This window comes from Pseudomonas sp. 1L-C-7-B-C1, from assembly GCF_057291635.1.
In genome coordinates this window covers 271312-286943 of the sequence record NZ_JBXAWH010000007.1, presented here as the reverse complement: position 1 = coordinate 286943, position 15632 = coordinate 271312, and the positions used below count along the sequence as shown (strand labels likewise).

The window sequence follows — 15632 nt, the reverse complement described above, 5'->3', positions numbered from 1 at the left end:
CGACTGGAACCCCTCTTGGGCCTTGGCCCGCCGCCCGGGTGGGACGTGCGTGGTTACGGTGAAGCGGTCAGATGTTTTAAAAGCGTTAGTTCAAGAAGCTTTAGGTCAGGCTGTAACGTGAGGGTTGCGTCAGCCGACCGCGTGAAGTTCGTTGAGTCTGTGAATGCCCGCAGTGCCGGTCATACCGTCCCAGTTGTCGCCGCGTCCTTCTCGCCAGCCATTGATCCAGGCTTGACGCACTGACGGTAGAGTAAATGGGCAAAGCTCACGGGATTTACCGGATACGCCGTACTGGTATCCGCGCGAAAATGCTCTTTCCATCGGATCACGCTTAAGTCTTCTCATAGGGTGTTGCCCTCGTTTGTTGACTGTAATGTCCCTGGAGACCTCAGGTTGAGGTCCGGCAGAAAATCTTCTGCCGTTAGCGGCCCGCTGCCGGCGTCGCGGGCTTGATGCCACCGCCGTTGCGGCGATGACCTTGGGTGATTTCTAACCAATGAGCGGTACGCTGTGAATGATCGTTTTGTCATAAGAACGTAACCATTCAGGCATTACGACCATAAGCGCTGATGCGTTTCAGCGGTGTTTTGACAGAGAGCCCCCTCAAAACGGGGCTTTCACGCGGCAGTGCAAGTGTTTCGCAATTGAGAGTGCTGGCCGTTTGTGGTCAGTGGAAAAACGACGAAGGGTCAGCGATGTGACTTTTTATTGCCGCCGCCGTCGTGCTGAATAGCGTTTGTTAATCATTTGTCGTCAGCCCTCACGTGCTGGCGGACCGTCGCACTCGAAATGTATCGGTGCGAGGGACAGGCACAAATTGTGTGCCGCGCAGGCGTCCTCCCTGAAAGGCGTCTGTTGCAATCGGGCCGGACAATGCGTTGTCCGGCCGCTATAGCCCAAGGCTCTGGAATACTCATGTCGGACCGTTACGAACTTTTCCTCACCTGCCCAAAAGGCCTCGAAGGCTTGCTGGCTGAGGAAGCCACCGCCCTTGGTCTCGAGGAAACCCGCGAACACACTTCCGCCATCCGTGGCACCGCCGATATGGAAACCGCCTACCGGCTGTGTCTGTGGTCGCGTCTGGCGAACCGGGTGCTGCTGGTGCTCAAGCGTTTCCCGATGAAAGACGCCGAGGACCTTTATCACGGGGTTCACGACATCGAGTGGGCGGACCATCTGGAGGCGGAAGGCACGCTGGCCGTTGAGTTCAGCGGTCACGGTTCGGGCATCGATAACACCCATTTCGGCGCCTTGAAGGTTAAAGACGGCATTGTTGACCGCCTGCGCACGGCAGACGGCGTACGCCCCTCGGTCGACAAACTCAATCCTGACCTGCGCGTGCACCTGCGTCTGGACCGGGGCGAAGCGATTCTGTCCCTGGACTTGTCCGGCCACAGCCTGCACCAGCGCGGCTACCGTTTGCAGCAGGGCGCCGCGCCGCTCAAGGAAAACCTGGCCGCCGCGATCCTCATCCGCTCGGGCTGGCCGCGCATTGCCGCTGAGGGTGGCGCGCTGGCTGACCCGATGTGCGGCGTGGGTACGTTCCTGGTCGAAGCGGCGATGATCGCTGCCGACATCGCGCCCAACCTCAAGCGCGAGCGCTGGGGCTTCTCGGCCTGGCTGGGCCACGTGCCGGCGATCTGGCGCAAGCTGCATGACGAAGCGCTGGAACGTGCGCAAGCGGGTCTGGCCAAGCCGCCGCTGTGGATTCGTGGTTATGAAGCCGATCCGCGTCTGATCCAGCCGGGCCGCAACAACGTCGAGCGCGCCGGCCTGAGCGAGTGGATCAAGATCTACCAGGGCGAAGTGGCAACCTTCGAGCCGCGTCCCGATCAGAACCAGACCGGTCTGGTCATCTGCAACCCGCCGTACGGCGAGCGTCTCGGTGACGAAGCCAGCCTGTTGTATCTCTACCAGAACCTCGGCGAGCGCCTGCGTCAGGCCTGCCTGAACTGGGAAGCGGCGGTGTTCACCGGTGCGCCTGACCTGGGCAAGCGCATGGGCATTCGCAGCCACAAGCAGTACGCGTTCTGGAACGGCGCACTGCCGTGCAAGCTGCTGTTGATCAAAGTGTTGCCGGATCAGTTCGTGACCGGCGAGCGTCGTACCCCGGAGCAGCGCCAGGCCGAGCGTGAGCAAGCCGCTTATGACCAGACGCCGGACGTCGCCCCGGAGCGCCAGTACAACAAGAACGGCAACCCGATCAAGCCGACGCCCGCACCTGCGCCGGTCATTGAGCAACCGCGCCTGAGCGAAGGCGGGCAAATGTTTGCCAACCGCCTGCAGAAGAACGTCAAGGCGCTGGGCAAATGGGTCAAGCGCGAGGGGATCGATTGCTACCGCGTCTACGATGCGGACATGCCCGAGTACGCCATGGCCATCGACCTGTACCACGATTGGGTACACGTCCAGGAGTACGTGGCGCCGAAGTCCATTGATCCGGAAAAGGCCTCGATCCGCATGTTCGACGCCCTGGCAGCCATTCCCCAGGCGCTGGGCATCGACAAGAGCCGCGTGGTGGTCAAGCGTCGCGAACGCCAGAGCGGCACCAAGCAGTACGAGCGCCAGAGCGCCCAGGGCAAGTTCAATGAGGTCAACGAAGGCGGCGTGAAGCTGCTGGTCAACCTCACCGATTACCTGGACACCGGTCTGTTCCTCGATCACCGGCCAATGCGCATGCGTATCCAGCGCGAAGCAGCGGGCAAGCGCTTCCTCAACCTTTACTGCTACACCGCGACCGCCAGCGTGCACGCGGCCAAGGGCGGTGCGCGCAGCACCACCAGCGTCGACCTGTCGAAAACCTATCTGGACTGGGCGCGTCGCAATTTGTCGCTGAACGGCTTCTCGGACAAGAACCGTCTGGAGCAGAGCGACGTGATGGTGTGGCTGGAGGCCAGTCGTGAAGAGTACGACCTGATCTTCATCGACCCGCCGACGTTCTCCAACTCCAAGCGCATGGAAGGCGTGTTTGACGTGCAGCGCGATCAGGTGCAACTGATCGACCTGGCCATGGCGCGCCTGGCGCCGGGCGGCGTGCTGTATTTCTCCAACAACTTCCGCAAATTCCAGCTCGAAGAGACGCTGGTGGAGCGTTACGCCGTGGAGGAAATCACTCAGCACACCGTCGACCCGGACTTTGCGCGCAACGGCAAGATCCACCGCGCGTGGAAAATCACCGCGCGTTAACCGCTTGGTAGGGCGGATACAGCCCTGTTACTGCAGGACTGTATCCGCCTCTTCGCGAGCAAGCTCGCTCTCACGAGGGTCGTGTCCGACGCGGTCATTCGGTCGTACGCGCCTCCTCTGTTCGCTCCCACCCATCTCGCTTCCAATGCAGGCATTCAGGTGTCTGCACTTAACGCCGCCCAGCCCGGGTACTGACATCGACCCACACCGCCAGCACCAGAATGCTGCCCTTGACGATCATCTGCCAGTAGCTGTCAACGTCGAGCATGGACATACCGTTGTCGAGGCTGGTGATGACGAGGGCCCCGAGCAAGGCGCCGTAGACGGTGCCCGAGCCGCCTCGCATGGAGGTCCCGCCGATGAAGCAGGCAGCGATGGCATCGAGCTCACCCATGTTGCCCGCCGACGGCGAGCCCGCGGCCAGGCGTGCGGTGTTGACCAGGCCGGCGAGGGCGCACATGACACCCATGATGCCGAAGATCCACAACTTCACGGCCTGCACGTTGATGCCGGAGAGGCGCGTGGCCTCCATGTTGCTGCCCACCGAGTAGATGCGTCGGCCGAACACGGTCTGGCTGGTGATGTAGCTGAACACCCCAAGCAGGACCAACAGCAGCAGCACCGGCACCGGAATCCCGTCGTAGCTGTTCAGGGTGTAGACGAACCCGGCCAGGACGGCACCGATGGCAACCACCCGCACTGCATCCCGTGCCAGCGAGTGGGCGGCCAGCCCGTGCAATGCGCGGTTGCTGCGCTGACGCCAGGTCAGGAACAGCGTCAGGGCGAAGAGCAGCACGCCAAGCACGATGCCCACCATTGGCGGCAGATAACCTTGGCCGATGTAGACCAGTTCCGGCGACACAGGTGCGATGGTGGTGCCGCCGGTGATCCCCAGCAGAATCCCGCGAAACGCCAGCATGCCGCCCAGGCCGACGATGAATGACGGGATGCGCAGGTACGCGGTCATGCAGCCGTTGGCCAGACCGATCAACAGCCCGCAGCCGGCGACGATGCACAGGTTCAGCGGCAGCGGCACGTGGTAAACGACGTCGAGAATCGCCGCCACGCCGCCGAGCAGGCCGAGCAACGACCCCACCGACAGATCGATCTCACCGCTGATGATCACCAGCACCATCCCGCAGGCGAGAATCCCGGTAATCGACATCTGCCGCAGCAGGTTGGACAGGTTGCGCGGCGTCAGAAAGCCCCCGTCGGTTTCCCAACTGAAGAACAGCCAGATGACCGCGATGGCGATCACCAGCGCGAGCATTTTGTAGCGGGTGAACAGTTGCTTGAGTTGATTCATTGACGCGCGTCTCCCACAGCATCGGGCCGGTCGTTATTGTTTTTGTTGTAGGCAGTGTCCCCAGACTGGCTGAGTGCGGCCGCGAGCACCTGTTCCTGGGTCAGGCCTTGGTTGATGAAATTCCCGCGCAGCTGGCCGTCGCCGATCACCAGCACCCGGTCGGACACGCCCAGCACTTCGGCCAGCTCCGACGACACCATGATGATCGACACGCCGCTGGCCGCCAGCGCGCCCATCAGTTTGTAGATCTCGTATTTGGCGCCAACGTCCACGCCGCGGGTGGGCTCGTCGAGAATCAACACTCGCGGCTGAGTCAGCAGCATTTTCGCTAGCACAGCCTTCTGCTGATTGCCGCCGGACAGGCTGGTGATCGGCAGGAACGGGCTCGCGGTCTTCAGGTGCATGCGCGCGATTTCCTTGTCGATGCTGCCCAGCTCGGCTTCGGCGTCAATGCGCGTCAGGTGGGCGAAGCTGTCGAGCACGGCGAGGGTGATGTTCTGGCCCACGCCCAGGTCGGGAATGATGCCCTGACGCTTGCGGTCCTCGGGGACCATGCACAGCCCTGCGCGGATGGATTTGAGCGGGGTGCGGGTGTCGATGGCTTTGCCGTCCAGCCACACTTCACCGGTGTAGCGCCCTGGGTAGGCCCCGAACAGCGCCGAGACCAGTTCGGTGCGCCCGGCGCCGACCAGGCCAGCGATGCCGAGGATTTCCCCGCGCCTGAGCACGAATGAAATGTCATCCACGCGCTTGCGTTTCGGGTTGTCGACGTCGTAGCAGGTGACATGGCGCGCTTCGAAAATCACCTCGCCGACGGCGTGCGGTTCGGTGGGGTAGAGGTTGCTCATCTCGCGGCCGACCATCTGCGTGATGATTCTGGGGATGTCCATGTCGGACATGGCCGTGGTTGCGATGTGCTTGCCATCGCGGATCACCGAGATCGTGTCGCAGACGGCGGCGACTTCATCGAGCTTGTGGGAGATGTAGACGCAGGCGACGCCCTTGGCTTTGAGCTCGCGAATGATGTCCAGCAGGACTTCGATTTCCGAGCGGGTCAGGGCCGAAGAGGGCTCGTCGAGGATCAGCAGGCGCGCCTGTTTGTTCAGCGCCTTGGCGATTTCCACCAATTGCTGATAGCCGCCGCCGTATTGCGAGACCGGCAGGGCCACGTTCATGTCCGGCACTTTCAGTTCGCGCATGAGGGCTTCGGCGCGGTGGATCATCGCCGGGTAATTCATGCGCCCGCCTGGCAGGGTCAGTTCGTGGCCCATGAAAATGTTTTCGGCCACCGACAGGTCGGGGACGAGGGTGAGTTCCTGGTGGATGATGACGATCCCGGCGGCCTCGGTTTCGCTGATGGATTGCGCCTTCAGCGGCTGGCCGTCCCAGAGGATTTCGCCCTCCCAGGTGCCGTGGGGATAGACCGCCGAGAGGACTTTCATCAGCGTCGATTTGCCAGCGCCGTTCTCGCCGCACAGGCCGACGCATTCGCCGGCCCGCACCTTGATGTCGATGCCATTGAGCGCCTTGACGCCGCCAAAGGATTTGACGATGCCGTTCATTTGCAGCAGGTAATCGGACATTTCGGGATCTCGCGCAGAAGCAAGCCAGTGAGGGATCAAGCTTCGCCCGCACTGGTTTTTACACAGCAGCTCTCACGGCAGATGAGCGTTGGTGGGAGCGAGCTTGCTCGCGAAGAGGTCAGACAGCCTTAACGGATAGGTAGACTGAAACACCGCATTCGCGAGCAAGCTCGCTCCCACACGGCCTGTGTTGGCTGGGGATTCGTACAGTCTGAGCCGCGAGCTTACTTACCCGCGATCTGATCCTTGGTGTAGAACCCGTCCTTTTCCAGCAGATCGATATTGTCCTTGGTCAGCGGCGTCGGGGTCAGAAGGATAGTGTCGACCTTCTTGGTGCCGTTGTCGTACTGCGAGCTGTAGGTAGGCTTCTCGTTGCGCGCCAGTTGCACCGACAGTTTTGCCGCTTCCGAGGCGATCAGTTTCAGCGGTTTGTAGACGGTCATGGTCTGGGTGCCGTCGATCACCCGTTTGACGGCTGCCAGGTCGGCGTCTTGCCCGGAGATCGGCACCTTGCCGGCCAGCTTCTGCGCGGCGAGGGCCTGAATCGCGCCGCCGGCGGTGGCGTCGTTGGAGGCGACGATGCCGTCGATCTTGTTGCTGTTTTTGGTCAGGGCGTTTTCGACGATGCTCAGGGCTTCGGTCGGGTTCCATTCCTTGACCCATTGCTGGCCGACGATCTTGATGTCGCCCTTGTCGATGGCCGGCTGCAGCACTTTCATCTGGCCTTCGCGCAGGACCTTGGCGTTGTTGTCGGTGGGCGCGCCGCCGAGCAGAAAGTAATTGCCTTTGGGCGCGGCCTTGAGCACGCCGGCCGCCTGCATTTCGCCGACCTTTTCGTTATCGAAGGAAATGTAGGCGTCGATGTCGGCATTGAGGATCAGCCGGTCGTAAGACACCACTTTGATGCCGGCCTTCTTGGCTTCGGCGACGGCATTGGTCAGCACGGTGGCGTTGAACGGCACGATGACGATCACATCGACGCCGCGGGAGATCAGGTTTTCGATCTGGGAAATCTGTTTGCCTTCGTTGGCATCAGCGGACTGGACGTACACCTTGGCGTCCATTTTCTCTGCCGCTGCGACGAAGTAGTCGCGGTCCCGGGACCAGCGTTCGAGGCGCAGGTCATCAATGGAAAAGCCGATTTTCGGATGGGCCGAATCGGCCATGACGGGCAGGCTGAGCAGGGCCAGGGCACTGGCGAGCAGGGTGGTCTTGAAACTCTTCATGGGGTTGCGTCCTGTTATTTTTGTTTAGAGACACTTTTCGAGCATGTAGGGGTTTGCCGGTGGAACTGTAGATACTGGCCGCGCGCCGCGAGCAGGGAATTGTCGTGAGAATGTAACCAACGCTATTCCCTTAGTAGGACCGGCTTTAGCCGGGAAGCTGTTGGCGTCACACCGCAAGATGGATGTTGCACGCGTTGGCCTCTTCCCGGCTAAAGCCGGTCCTACGAAAAGCATCGCGTCCATCCAGCGAATTTGGTGATGACCTCGCCGGTCCTGCATGGGAATCGCGGGCGCCTGCTGTCAGGGATAGATAAAACGGTTCACCACGCCTTCGAGCATTTCCTGGCGACCGCTCACGGCTTGCGGGTTGAGTTCGTTGTCCATGGCGTGCTGCGCCAGGGCATCCAGGCTGAAATCCCCCGACAGGACGGCTCGCCCGAACGGCTGGTCCCAGCCCGCATAGCGCTGGTCCTTGAACGCCTGCAATTTGTCGTCCTGAATCATCGCCGCCGCCCGTTCCAGCGACAGCGCGAGCACGTCCATGGCCGCGACGTGGCCGTAGAACAGGTCGACCTCATCGAGACTCTGCCGGCGTACCTTGGAATCGAAGTTGTAGCCGCCATTTTTGAAACCGCCGGCCTTGAGGATCTCGTAGGTGGCCAAAGTCAGCTCTTCAACGCTGTTGGGAAACTGATCGGTGTCCCAGCCGTTTTGCGGATCGCCGCGGTTGGCGTCGATGCTGCCGAAGATGCCGAGGGACGCCGCCGTGGCGATTTCATGGTGAAAACTGTGGCCGGCGAGGGTGGCGTGGTTGGCCTCGATATTGACCTTGATCTCCTTCTCCAGACCGAACTGTTGCAGAAAGCCGAACACCGTGGCCGTGTCGTAATCGTACTGGTGCTTGGTCGGCTCCTGGGGTTTAGGCTCGATCAGCAGGTCGCCAGTAAAACCGATCTTGTGTTTGTGCTCGACCACCATGGCCATGAAGCGCCCCAGTTGCTCGCGCTCGCGCTTCAGGTCGGTGTTGAGCAGCGTCTCGTAACCCTCGCGACCGCCCCACAGCACGTAGTTCGAGCCCTTGAGCCGATGGGTCGCGTTCATCGCGCTGAACACCTGGGCGGCGGCGAAGGCGAACACTTCCGGGTCCGGATTGCTCGCGGCACCGGCTGCGAAGCGCGGGTTGCTGAAGCAGTTGGCGGTGCCCCACAGCAGCTGAATGCCGCTCTGTTCCTGATGGCGCTCGAGTTCGTCGACCATCTGCGCGAAGTTGTGGCTGTACTCTTTCAGGCTGGCGCCTTCGGGGGCGACGTCGGTGTCGTGGAAGCTGTAATAGTCGATGCCCAGTTTGGAGAAAAACTCGAAGGCCGCGTCGGCTTTCAAACGCGCCAGCTCCATGGCGTCCCCCGGTTTGACCCATGGCCGCTTGAAGGTGCCGACGCCGAACATGTCGGCCCCCGGCCAGACGAAGGTGTGCCAGTAGCACGCGGCCATGCGCAGGTGTTCGCGCATGGGCTTGCCGAGGATGATTTTGTCGGCGTCGTAATGGCGGAAGGCGAGGGGTGACTCGCTGCCGGGGCCTTCGTAGCGGATGGTGTCGATATCGGGGAAGCAGGGCATCGGGGTTTCCTTATCGTTCTTCGTATTTTTGTTCTTGGCTGATGCCGATACTAGCAACGGCCCCGGCGGCGCCGATTGCGAAAATCACCAACTCGGTGTTCGATTTTGAGTATTGAGATTCCCCCGGCGCAGGCCTAGTCTGTGCCGACTCGTTTCACAGGCCCGGGGAACAATAATGAAAACCGTCCCGCCCGCTCACCGCATCGCGCTGTTGTTCAACGGCGGCAAGGTCTACGACCGCGGCATCATCACCGGCATCGGCAACTACCTGAGCAGCACCCGGGCCTCCTGGGATCTGTTTCTGGAAGAAGATTTTCTGTGCCGGCTCAAAGGCATCGAGCGCTGGCAGGGCGACGGGATCATTGCCGACTTCGATGATCCGCTGATCGGCGAGGCGCTGGCCGGAAGTACTTTGCCGGTGGTGGCCGTGGGCGGTTCCTACGAGGACGAGCGCGCCTATCCGAAACACATTCCCTATGTCGCCACGGACAATTTCGCGCTGATCAAACTGGCCTATGAGCACCTGATCGAAGCCGGACTGACGCGCTTCGCCTGTTTCAGCCTGCCGGAAGCCCAGAGCAATCGCTGGGCTCAGGAACGTGAGAAAGCCTTTCGCCGGCTGTTGCAGCGTGATGGTTTGCACGGCGAGGTCTATCGCGGCCTGAGCACCAGCGCGCCGATGTGGGACAGCGCCGTGGAGCAGCAAATTACCTGGCTGCAAAGCCTGCCCAAACCCATCGGCATCATCGCCGTCAGCGACGCCCGCGCGCGTCAGTTGCTGCAGGCGTGCCTGACGGCGGGCATTGCGGTGCCCGAGCAAGTGGCGCTGATCGGCATCGACAATGACCCGCTGACCCGCACCCTCACGCGTGTGCCCCTCAGTTCGGTGACCCAGGGCACGCAAAGCATGGGGCGAACGGCGGCGCAGTTGCTGCACCAGATGCTCCACGGCATGCCCTCGACCGCCCGCCAGATTCTGGTGCCGCCGGAGGCCATCAACGTTCAGGCCTCCAGCCTGCATCAGCCGCTGGGCAACCCCTACGTCATGCAAGCGCTGCACTTCATTCGCCAGTACGCCTGCCAGGGCATCAAAACCGCCCAGGTCGCGGGCTACGTCGGCATTTCCCGTTCTTCGCTGGAATCGCACTTTCGCAAGGAGCGCGGCTGCAGCGTGCACGACGAGATTCTGAGTTTCAAACTCACGGCCGCCGCGTCAGGGCTGAAACACGGTGACGCGGCCATCGCCGAGATCGCGCAGAACTGCGGCTTCAAATCCGCGCAATACCTGCACACGGTGTTCCGCCGGGAATTCGGCTGCACTCCCCGCGAATTTCAGCAGGGCGAAGCCGCACCGATTCATTGATTTGCTTTAGGGCGCCCCGTTTGGGACGCGTCTGTCATAACAACGACAACATCACAGGAGTCATCGATGCATCCGATTCGTTTAGGGCTGGTGGGTTACGGCAAGATCGCCCAGGACCAGCACGTGCCGGCCATCCACGGCAGTGACCGCTTTGAGCTGGTGGCGGTGGCGACGCTGGGTCAGCACTGTCCGGGCGTGCCCAATTTCAGCTCTCTGGATGAACTGCTCACAAAAGGCCCGGCGGTGGACGCCATCGCCTTTTGCACCCCGCCCCAAGGGCGTTTTGCGCTGGTTGAACAGGCGCTGAAGGCTGGCAAACACGTGCTGGTGGAAAAACCGCCGTGCTCGACCCTGGGCGAAGCCCTTGCCTTGATCGATGAGGTTAATTCGGCGGGTGTCAGCGGGTTGTTCGCCTGGCATTCACGCTTCGCCCCGGGCGTGCGCAACGCGGTGCAGTGGCTTGAAGGCAAGACCCTCAAGCAGGTGCGGATCGACTGGAAAGAGCAGGTGCGCAAATGGCACCCGGGCCAGGCGTGGATCTGGCAGGCGGGCGGGCTGGGCGTGTTCGATCCGGGGATCAATGCGTTGTCGATCGTCACCGAATTGCTGCCCCGCGCGTTGTTCGTTGAAAGCGCCAACCTGAGCGTGCCGAGCAACTGCCAGTCGCCAATTGCGGCGTCATTGCAGATGCGCTCCGATGAGAACGTTCAGGTGGTTGCCGAACTGGATTTCGATCACAGCGTCAACGAGCAGTGGAGCATTGAGTTGCACTGCGACGAAGGCATGATGCGTCTGGACGCCGGCGGCGCGCAGGTCAGCATCGACGGCGTGGTGCAGTGCGTGTCGGTGGAGGGCGAGTACCCGGCCATGTACGGGCACTTCGCGCGCCTGATCGACGCGGGCAAAAGCGATCTGGACCTGCAGCCGCTGCGCATCGTCGCCGACAGCTTTTTTGTTGGCAGCAATGAGACGGTGGCGGCTTTTCACGAATAAAAAAGTGCCGATCGATGGCCCGGTCTGGCGTGCCGGATCGGGCCTCAGCGCTTACTGCACGGCGAACGCCTTGTCAGATATGCACCACACCGGCCAGGGCGATGGAAAACGAAACGATGAGGGTCAACAGAATGGTCATGTTGATGGACATTGCGGGCAAATCCTTGTCTGGTTAATCAGTGTCGCCATCATCCGGATTTGCACGGGCAAACAGAACGGCGTTCGTGACTATGTTGGCAATCGATGGAAACAATAGTTCGGGGTTTTGCCAGGAACGCAGATGAAGTGGCGCATGCAGGTAATGTGGGAGTGAGCTTGCTCGCGAAGACGGCATTTCAGGCGCTGAAGATGCGGCGGATGTACCCAGGCCTTCGCGAGCAAGCTCGCTCCCACAGGATTTGCGGCAACTGATACATCTCTGGTGTGGTCATGATTGAGCAGAGCCCATCTTTCTGACGCGCTGCTTTCGCAAGGCAAACGCTGCCCTTGTGGGAGTGAGCTTGCTCACGAAGATGGCATTCCAGCCGCGGAAGATGTGGCGGATGTACCGGCCTCTTCGCGAGCAAGCTCGCTCCCACAGGATTTGCGGCAACTGCTACATCTCTGGTGTGGTCATGATTGAGCAGAGCCCATCTTTCTGACGCGCTGCTTTCGCAAGGCAAACGCTGCCCTTGTGGGAGTGAGCTTGCTCGCGAAGACGGCATTTCAGGCGCTGAAGATGCGGCGGATGTACCCAGGCCTTCGCGAGCAAGCTCGCTCCCCCAGGATTTGCGGCAACCGATACATCTCTGGTGTGGTCATGATTGAGCAGAGCCCATCTTTCTGACGCGCTGCTTTCGCAAGGCAAACGCTGCCCTTGTGGGAGTGAGCTTGCTCGCGAAGACGGCATTTCAGGCGCTGAAGATGCGGCGGATGTACCCAGGCCTTCGCGAGCAAGCTCGCTCCCCCAGGATTTGCGGCAACCGATACATCTCTGGTGTGGTCATGATTGAGCAGAGCCCATCTTTCTGACGCGCTGCTTTCGCAAGGCAAACGCTGCCCTTGTGGGAGTGAGCTTGCTCACGAAGATGGCATTCCAGCCGCGGAAGATGTGGCGGATGTACCGGCCTCTTCGCGAGCAAGCTCACTCCTACAAGGTTTGCGTCATTGCCTAATCCTCGGTAGCTGCCCCAGTCCAAGCCCAATCCAGCTAACCTCCTACCCATAAGGACCACCATGCCTTCCACCCCCATCCGCATCACCGACGAACAACTCCTCTCCGACAACTGGTACGTGCTGAAGAAATACAGCTTTGAGCTGCAACGCCGTGACGGCAGTTGGCAGCCGCAAACCCGCGAGGTGTACGACCGGGGTAATGGCGCGACGATTCTGTTGTACAACCTCGAGCGCCGCACCGTGGTGCTGACCCGGCAGTTCCGCATGCCGGCCTTCGTCAACGGCCACGATGGCTACTTGATCGAGGCCGCCGCGGGCTTGCTGGACAATGCCAGCCCCGAAGAGCGCATTCGACTGGAAGCCGAGGAAGAAACCGGCTACGTCGTGCGTTCGGTGAAGAAGATCTTCGATGCGTTCATGAGCCCGGGTTCGGTGACCGAGCGGATTCACTTTTTCATCGGCGAATACCAGCCCGGGGATCGGGTCAGCGACGGCGGCGGGCTGGAAGAGGAGGGCGAGGACATCGAGGTCCTGGAGCTGAATTTCGAGCGGGCCATCGCCATGGTAGAGAGCGGTGAAATCAACGACGGCAAGACCATCATGCTCCTGCAATACCTGGAGCTGCGCCTGATGAAATGAAGACTGCAGGGCTGAAACGACTCGGGGTACGGCGATAAAGTTTCACCAATCGGTAAACTTTCTTACGTTGCAATGAGAATCGTTTGCGTTATCCTTCGCGTTCCTTTGTAACCAGGGATGTCGAACAAGATGGATTTTCGCCCTGCAATGGGCCACCCCACCCGGGTCGGCTCACCCTGTGTTGGCGCCACCCGTGGCGCGAGAGACCCGCGCCTCGACGCGCTGATGGGCACCTACAACACCCACCGCGAAGCGCTGTTGCGGCTGGCGGCAAAATTCCTCGGCTGTCGCGCTCGCGCCGAAGACGTGGTGCAGGACGCTTTCGTGAAGATGCTCGAAAGCGACCTCGCATCGGCGGAGCCTGCGCGCTACATGTTTCGCGTCGTGCGTAATCTGTCCATCGACCGTCTTCGCCGCCAGCGTCTCGAACGCAACCACGGCGCTGAAGCCGAGCAGGAAGAGCAGATACGTTTCGAGGTGTCCCCCGAGCGTGTATTGGCGGGCCGCGAGTCCCTCGATCAACTGGTCGGGGCGCTCAACGAATTGCCCAAGCGCATGCGCATCGTCTTCGACCTCAGCCAGATCCAGGGCTACACCCAGCGCGACGTGGCCAAGGTCATCGGCACCTCGCCGACCATGGTCAATTTCCTCCTGCGCGACACCCTCTCTCACTGCCGCGCGCGGCTCGGCGAGCTCTAGGCATCGCCGCGTCATGTCTTTCGTTTTCACTGCCCGGAGTCATTCATGAAATTAGTTCGTCTGGTCTTCCAGCAATACCGCTGGCCGCTTGCGATGGTGCTGCTGCTGAGCGTCAGCAGCGGGCTGTTGAGCGTCGGCGTGATTGCCTTCGTCAACCAACGCATGATCAGCAGTCACGACGGCCTCGGCACCGCGCTGTGGCAATTCGGCCTGATGCTCGCCGTGCTGCTGGCGCTGGCGTCCGGGGCGTCGTTGTCGCTGACGGCGCTGGGTCACCGGTTCGTTTATGGCCTGCGCCGGGTGATGGTCAAGCGCCTGCTGGACACCAACATCGAGCGCATCGAATCCATCGGCGGGGCGAAGATCTTCGCCAGCCTGTCCAGCGACATTCGCGCGGTGACCATGGCCTTTGTGCAGCTGCCGGACCTGATCTACGGCTCGGTGCTCAGCGTCGCGTCGTTCAGTTACCTGGCCTGGCTGTCGCCGTCGCTGTTCATCACCACGCTGTGCTGGATGGCGTTCACGTTGGGGGTCGGCTGGCTGCTGGTGGGTAAACTCAACGCCCACATCCGCGCGCTGCGTGAGTCCGAAGACAAGCTCTATCAGAGCTACCAGGGAGTGATTGACGGGCGCAAGGAGCTGACCCTCAACCGCGACCGCGCGCGCCGTCTGTACGAAGAAACCTTCGACGTCGCCGCCCAGCGCTACCGCGAGCATTTCACCCTGGCCGACCGTTATCACGGCCTGGCCAGCAACTGGGCCAACATCATGGTCCTCGGCACCATTGGCCTGGCGTTTTACCTGGCCAACGGCCTGGGCTGGGCGCCGACGGAAGTGGCGGCCACCTACGCGCTGACCGTCCTGTTCATGCGCACGCCGCTGGTGCTGGCGGTGGCGGCGATCCCGGCGCAGATCTCCGGGCGCGTGGCGCTGGATAAAGTCGAGTCGCTGGCCCTGGCCGACCATCACGAAAGCTTCGACGTCGCTCCGAGCCACATCGCCGGTCACTGGCAGACCCTCGAACTGCGTGACGTTGAATACCACTATGCGCCCCAGGGCGACGAGCCCGGGTTCGACGTCGGCCCGGTCAACCTGACCCTGCGTCGGGGCGAAACCGTGTTCCTGATGGGCGGCAACGGCAGCGGCAAATCCAGCCTGGCGCGCTTGCTCAGCGGCCTGTATCGACCGTCGGCAGGGGCGATTCTGATCGATGGCCAGGTCATCGGCTCGAACGACTGGCTGGCCTATCGTCAGCTGTTCGCCAGCGTGTTCACGGACTTTCACCTGTTTGCCCAACTGCTCGGGCCCGATGGGCAAAACGCCGATGTGGCTGACGTCGAGCACTGGCTGGAAAAACTGCACATGAAGCACAAAGTGCAGCTCGCCGACGGGCACTTGCTCGACACGCGCTTCTCTCAGGGGCAACGCAAACGCCTGGCGCTGATGCTGGCACTGCTGGAGAAGCGCGACATCCTGCTGCTGGACGAATGGGCCGCCGACCAAGACCCGTTGTTCCGCCGCTTCTTCTACCGTGAGCTGTTGCCGATGTTCAAAAAGGCCGGCGTCACGGTGTTTGCCATCAGCCACGACGACCAGTACTTCGACCTCGCCGACCGCCTGGTGAAGATGGAGTCGGGGCAGCTCAGCGAGCTGCAGGGTGATCGTCGCGAAAACGCCAGCCGCGACGCGGTGGAAGAGATCGGCGCCGCGTATCAGATGAAAACTGTAAAGGCTTTGTAAGTTTTTCGGCGACCGGGACTAAACAGCCGTCAGCCTCAGTCGTCATGTTAATGAGAATCAGTCTTAAACATTTTTGATGCGCGTGAACGGCCATCCGGCGCCAGCGACCTGGTCGTTCGGCCTGC

General features: G+C 61.5%; 11 protein-coding genes. 6 read left to right on the top strand and 5 right to left on the bottom strand.

All coding sequences use genetic code 11. The annotated features are described in order from the left end of the window. Positions 1 to 129 precede the first annotated feature (129 nt). Positions 130 to 345: a ribosome modulation factor gene (gene rmf, locus AC0Z8Z_RS13425; RefSeq protein WP_074887169.1), complete on the bottom strand. Its 216-nt coding sequence runs from the start codon at positions 343 to 345 to the stop codon at positions 130 to 132. A gap of 570 nt (positions 346 to 915) precedes the next feature. Between rmf and rlmKL the strand changes: the two genes are divergently transcribed. After that, on the top strand, positions 916 to 3186 hold the full coding sequence (rlmKL, locus tag AC0Z8Z_RS13420) for a bifunctional 23S rRNA (guanine(2069)-N(7))-methyltransferase RlmK/23S rRNA (guanine(2445)-N(2))-methyltransferase RlmL (RefSeq protein ID WP_122534583.1): 2271 nt from the start codon (positions 916 to 918) through the stop codon (positions 3184 to 3186). A gap of 169 nt (positions 3187 to 3355) precedes the next feature. On the opposite strand, the gene AC0Z8Z_RS13415 is transcribed toward rlmKL, so the two are convergent. From AC0Z8Z_RS13415 to xylA, 4 genes are all read right to left on the bottom strand, one after another. Continuing rightward, positions 3356 to 4492, bottom strand: a complete 1137-nt coding sequence (locus AC0Z8Z_RS13415) for a sugar ABC transporter permease (protein ID WP_122534584.1) — start codon at positions 4490 to 4492, stop codon at positions 3356 to 3358. Next, positions 4489 to 6075: a D-xylose ABC transporter ATP-binding protein gene (xylG, locus tag AC0Z8Z_RS13410; RefSeq protein ID WP_485619433.1), complete on the bottom strand. Its 1587-nt coding sequence runs from the start codon at positions 6073 to 6075 to the stop codon at positions 4489 to 4491. Before xylG ends, AC0Z8Z_RS13415 begins: the two co-directional genes overlap by 4 nt. A gap of 224 nt (positions 6076 to 6299) precedes the next feature. Then, on the bottom strand, positions 6300 to 7301 hold the full coding sequence (gene xylF, locus AC0Z8Z_RS13405; protein ID WP_122534585.1) for a D-xylose ABC transporter substrate-binding protein: 1002 nt from the start codon (positions 7299 to 7301) through the stop codon (positions 6300 to 6302). Between the two features lie 300 nt (positions 7302 to 7601). Continuing rightward, positions 7602 to 8918 (bottom strand): xylose isomerase, encoded by a 1317-nt coding sequence (gene xylA / locus AC0Z8Z_RS13400; protein ID WP_485619432.1) that lies wholly within the window; start codon positions 8916 to 8918, stop codon positions 7602 to 7604. A 175-nt stretch (positions 8919 to 9093) separates the two neighbouring features. Between xylA and AC0Z8Z_RS13395 the strand changes: the two genes are divergently transcribed. From AC0Z8Z_RS13395 to AC0Z8Z_RS13375, 5 genes are all read left to right on the top strand, one after another. After that, complete coding sequence (locus tag AC0Z8Z_RS13395) at positions 9094 to 10281, top strand: XylR family transcriptional regulator (protein ID WP_485619431.1); 1188 nt, start codon at positions 9094 to 9096, stop codon at positions 10279 to 10281. Positions 10282 to 10347: 66 nt separating this feature from the next. Continuing rightward, positions 10348 to 11274 (top strand): Gfo/Idh/MocA family protein, encoded by a 927-nt coding sequence (locus tag AC0Z8Z_RS13390; protein ID WP_485619430.1) that lies wholly within the window; start codon positions 10348 to 10350, stop codon positions 11272 to 11274. A 1215-nt stretch (positions 11275 to 12489) separates the two neighbouring features. Then, complete coding sequence (gene nudK, locus AC0Z8Z_RS13385; RefSeq protein WP_485619429.1) at positions 12490 to 13068, top strand: GDP-mannose pyrophosphatase NudK; 579 nt, start codon at positions 12490 to 12492, stop codon at positions 13066 to 13068. Positions 13069 to 13197: 129 nt separating this feature from the next. Beyond that, positions 13198 to 13767 (top strand): sigma-70 family RNA polymerase sigma factor, encoded by a 570-nt coding sequence (locus AC0Z8Z_RS13380; RefSeq protein ID WP_272635152.1) that lies wholly within the window; start codon positions 13198 to 13200, stop codon positions 13765 to 13767. Positions 13768 to 13812: 45 nt separating this feature from the next. Then, the gene (locus AC0Z8Z_RS13375; RefSeq protein WP_485619428.1) at positions 13813 to 15507 is read left to right on the top strand and encodes a multidrug ABC transporter permease/ATP-binding protein; all 1695 of its coding nucleotides are present in this window, start codon (positions 13813 to 13815) and stop codon (positions 15505 to 15507) included. Positions 15508 to 15632: the final 125 nt, after the last annotated feature.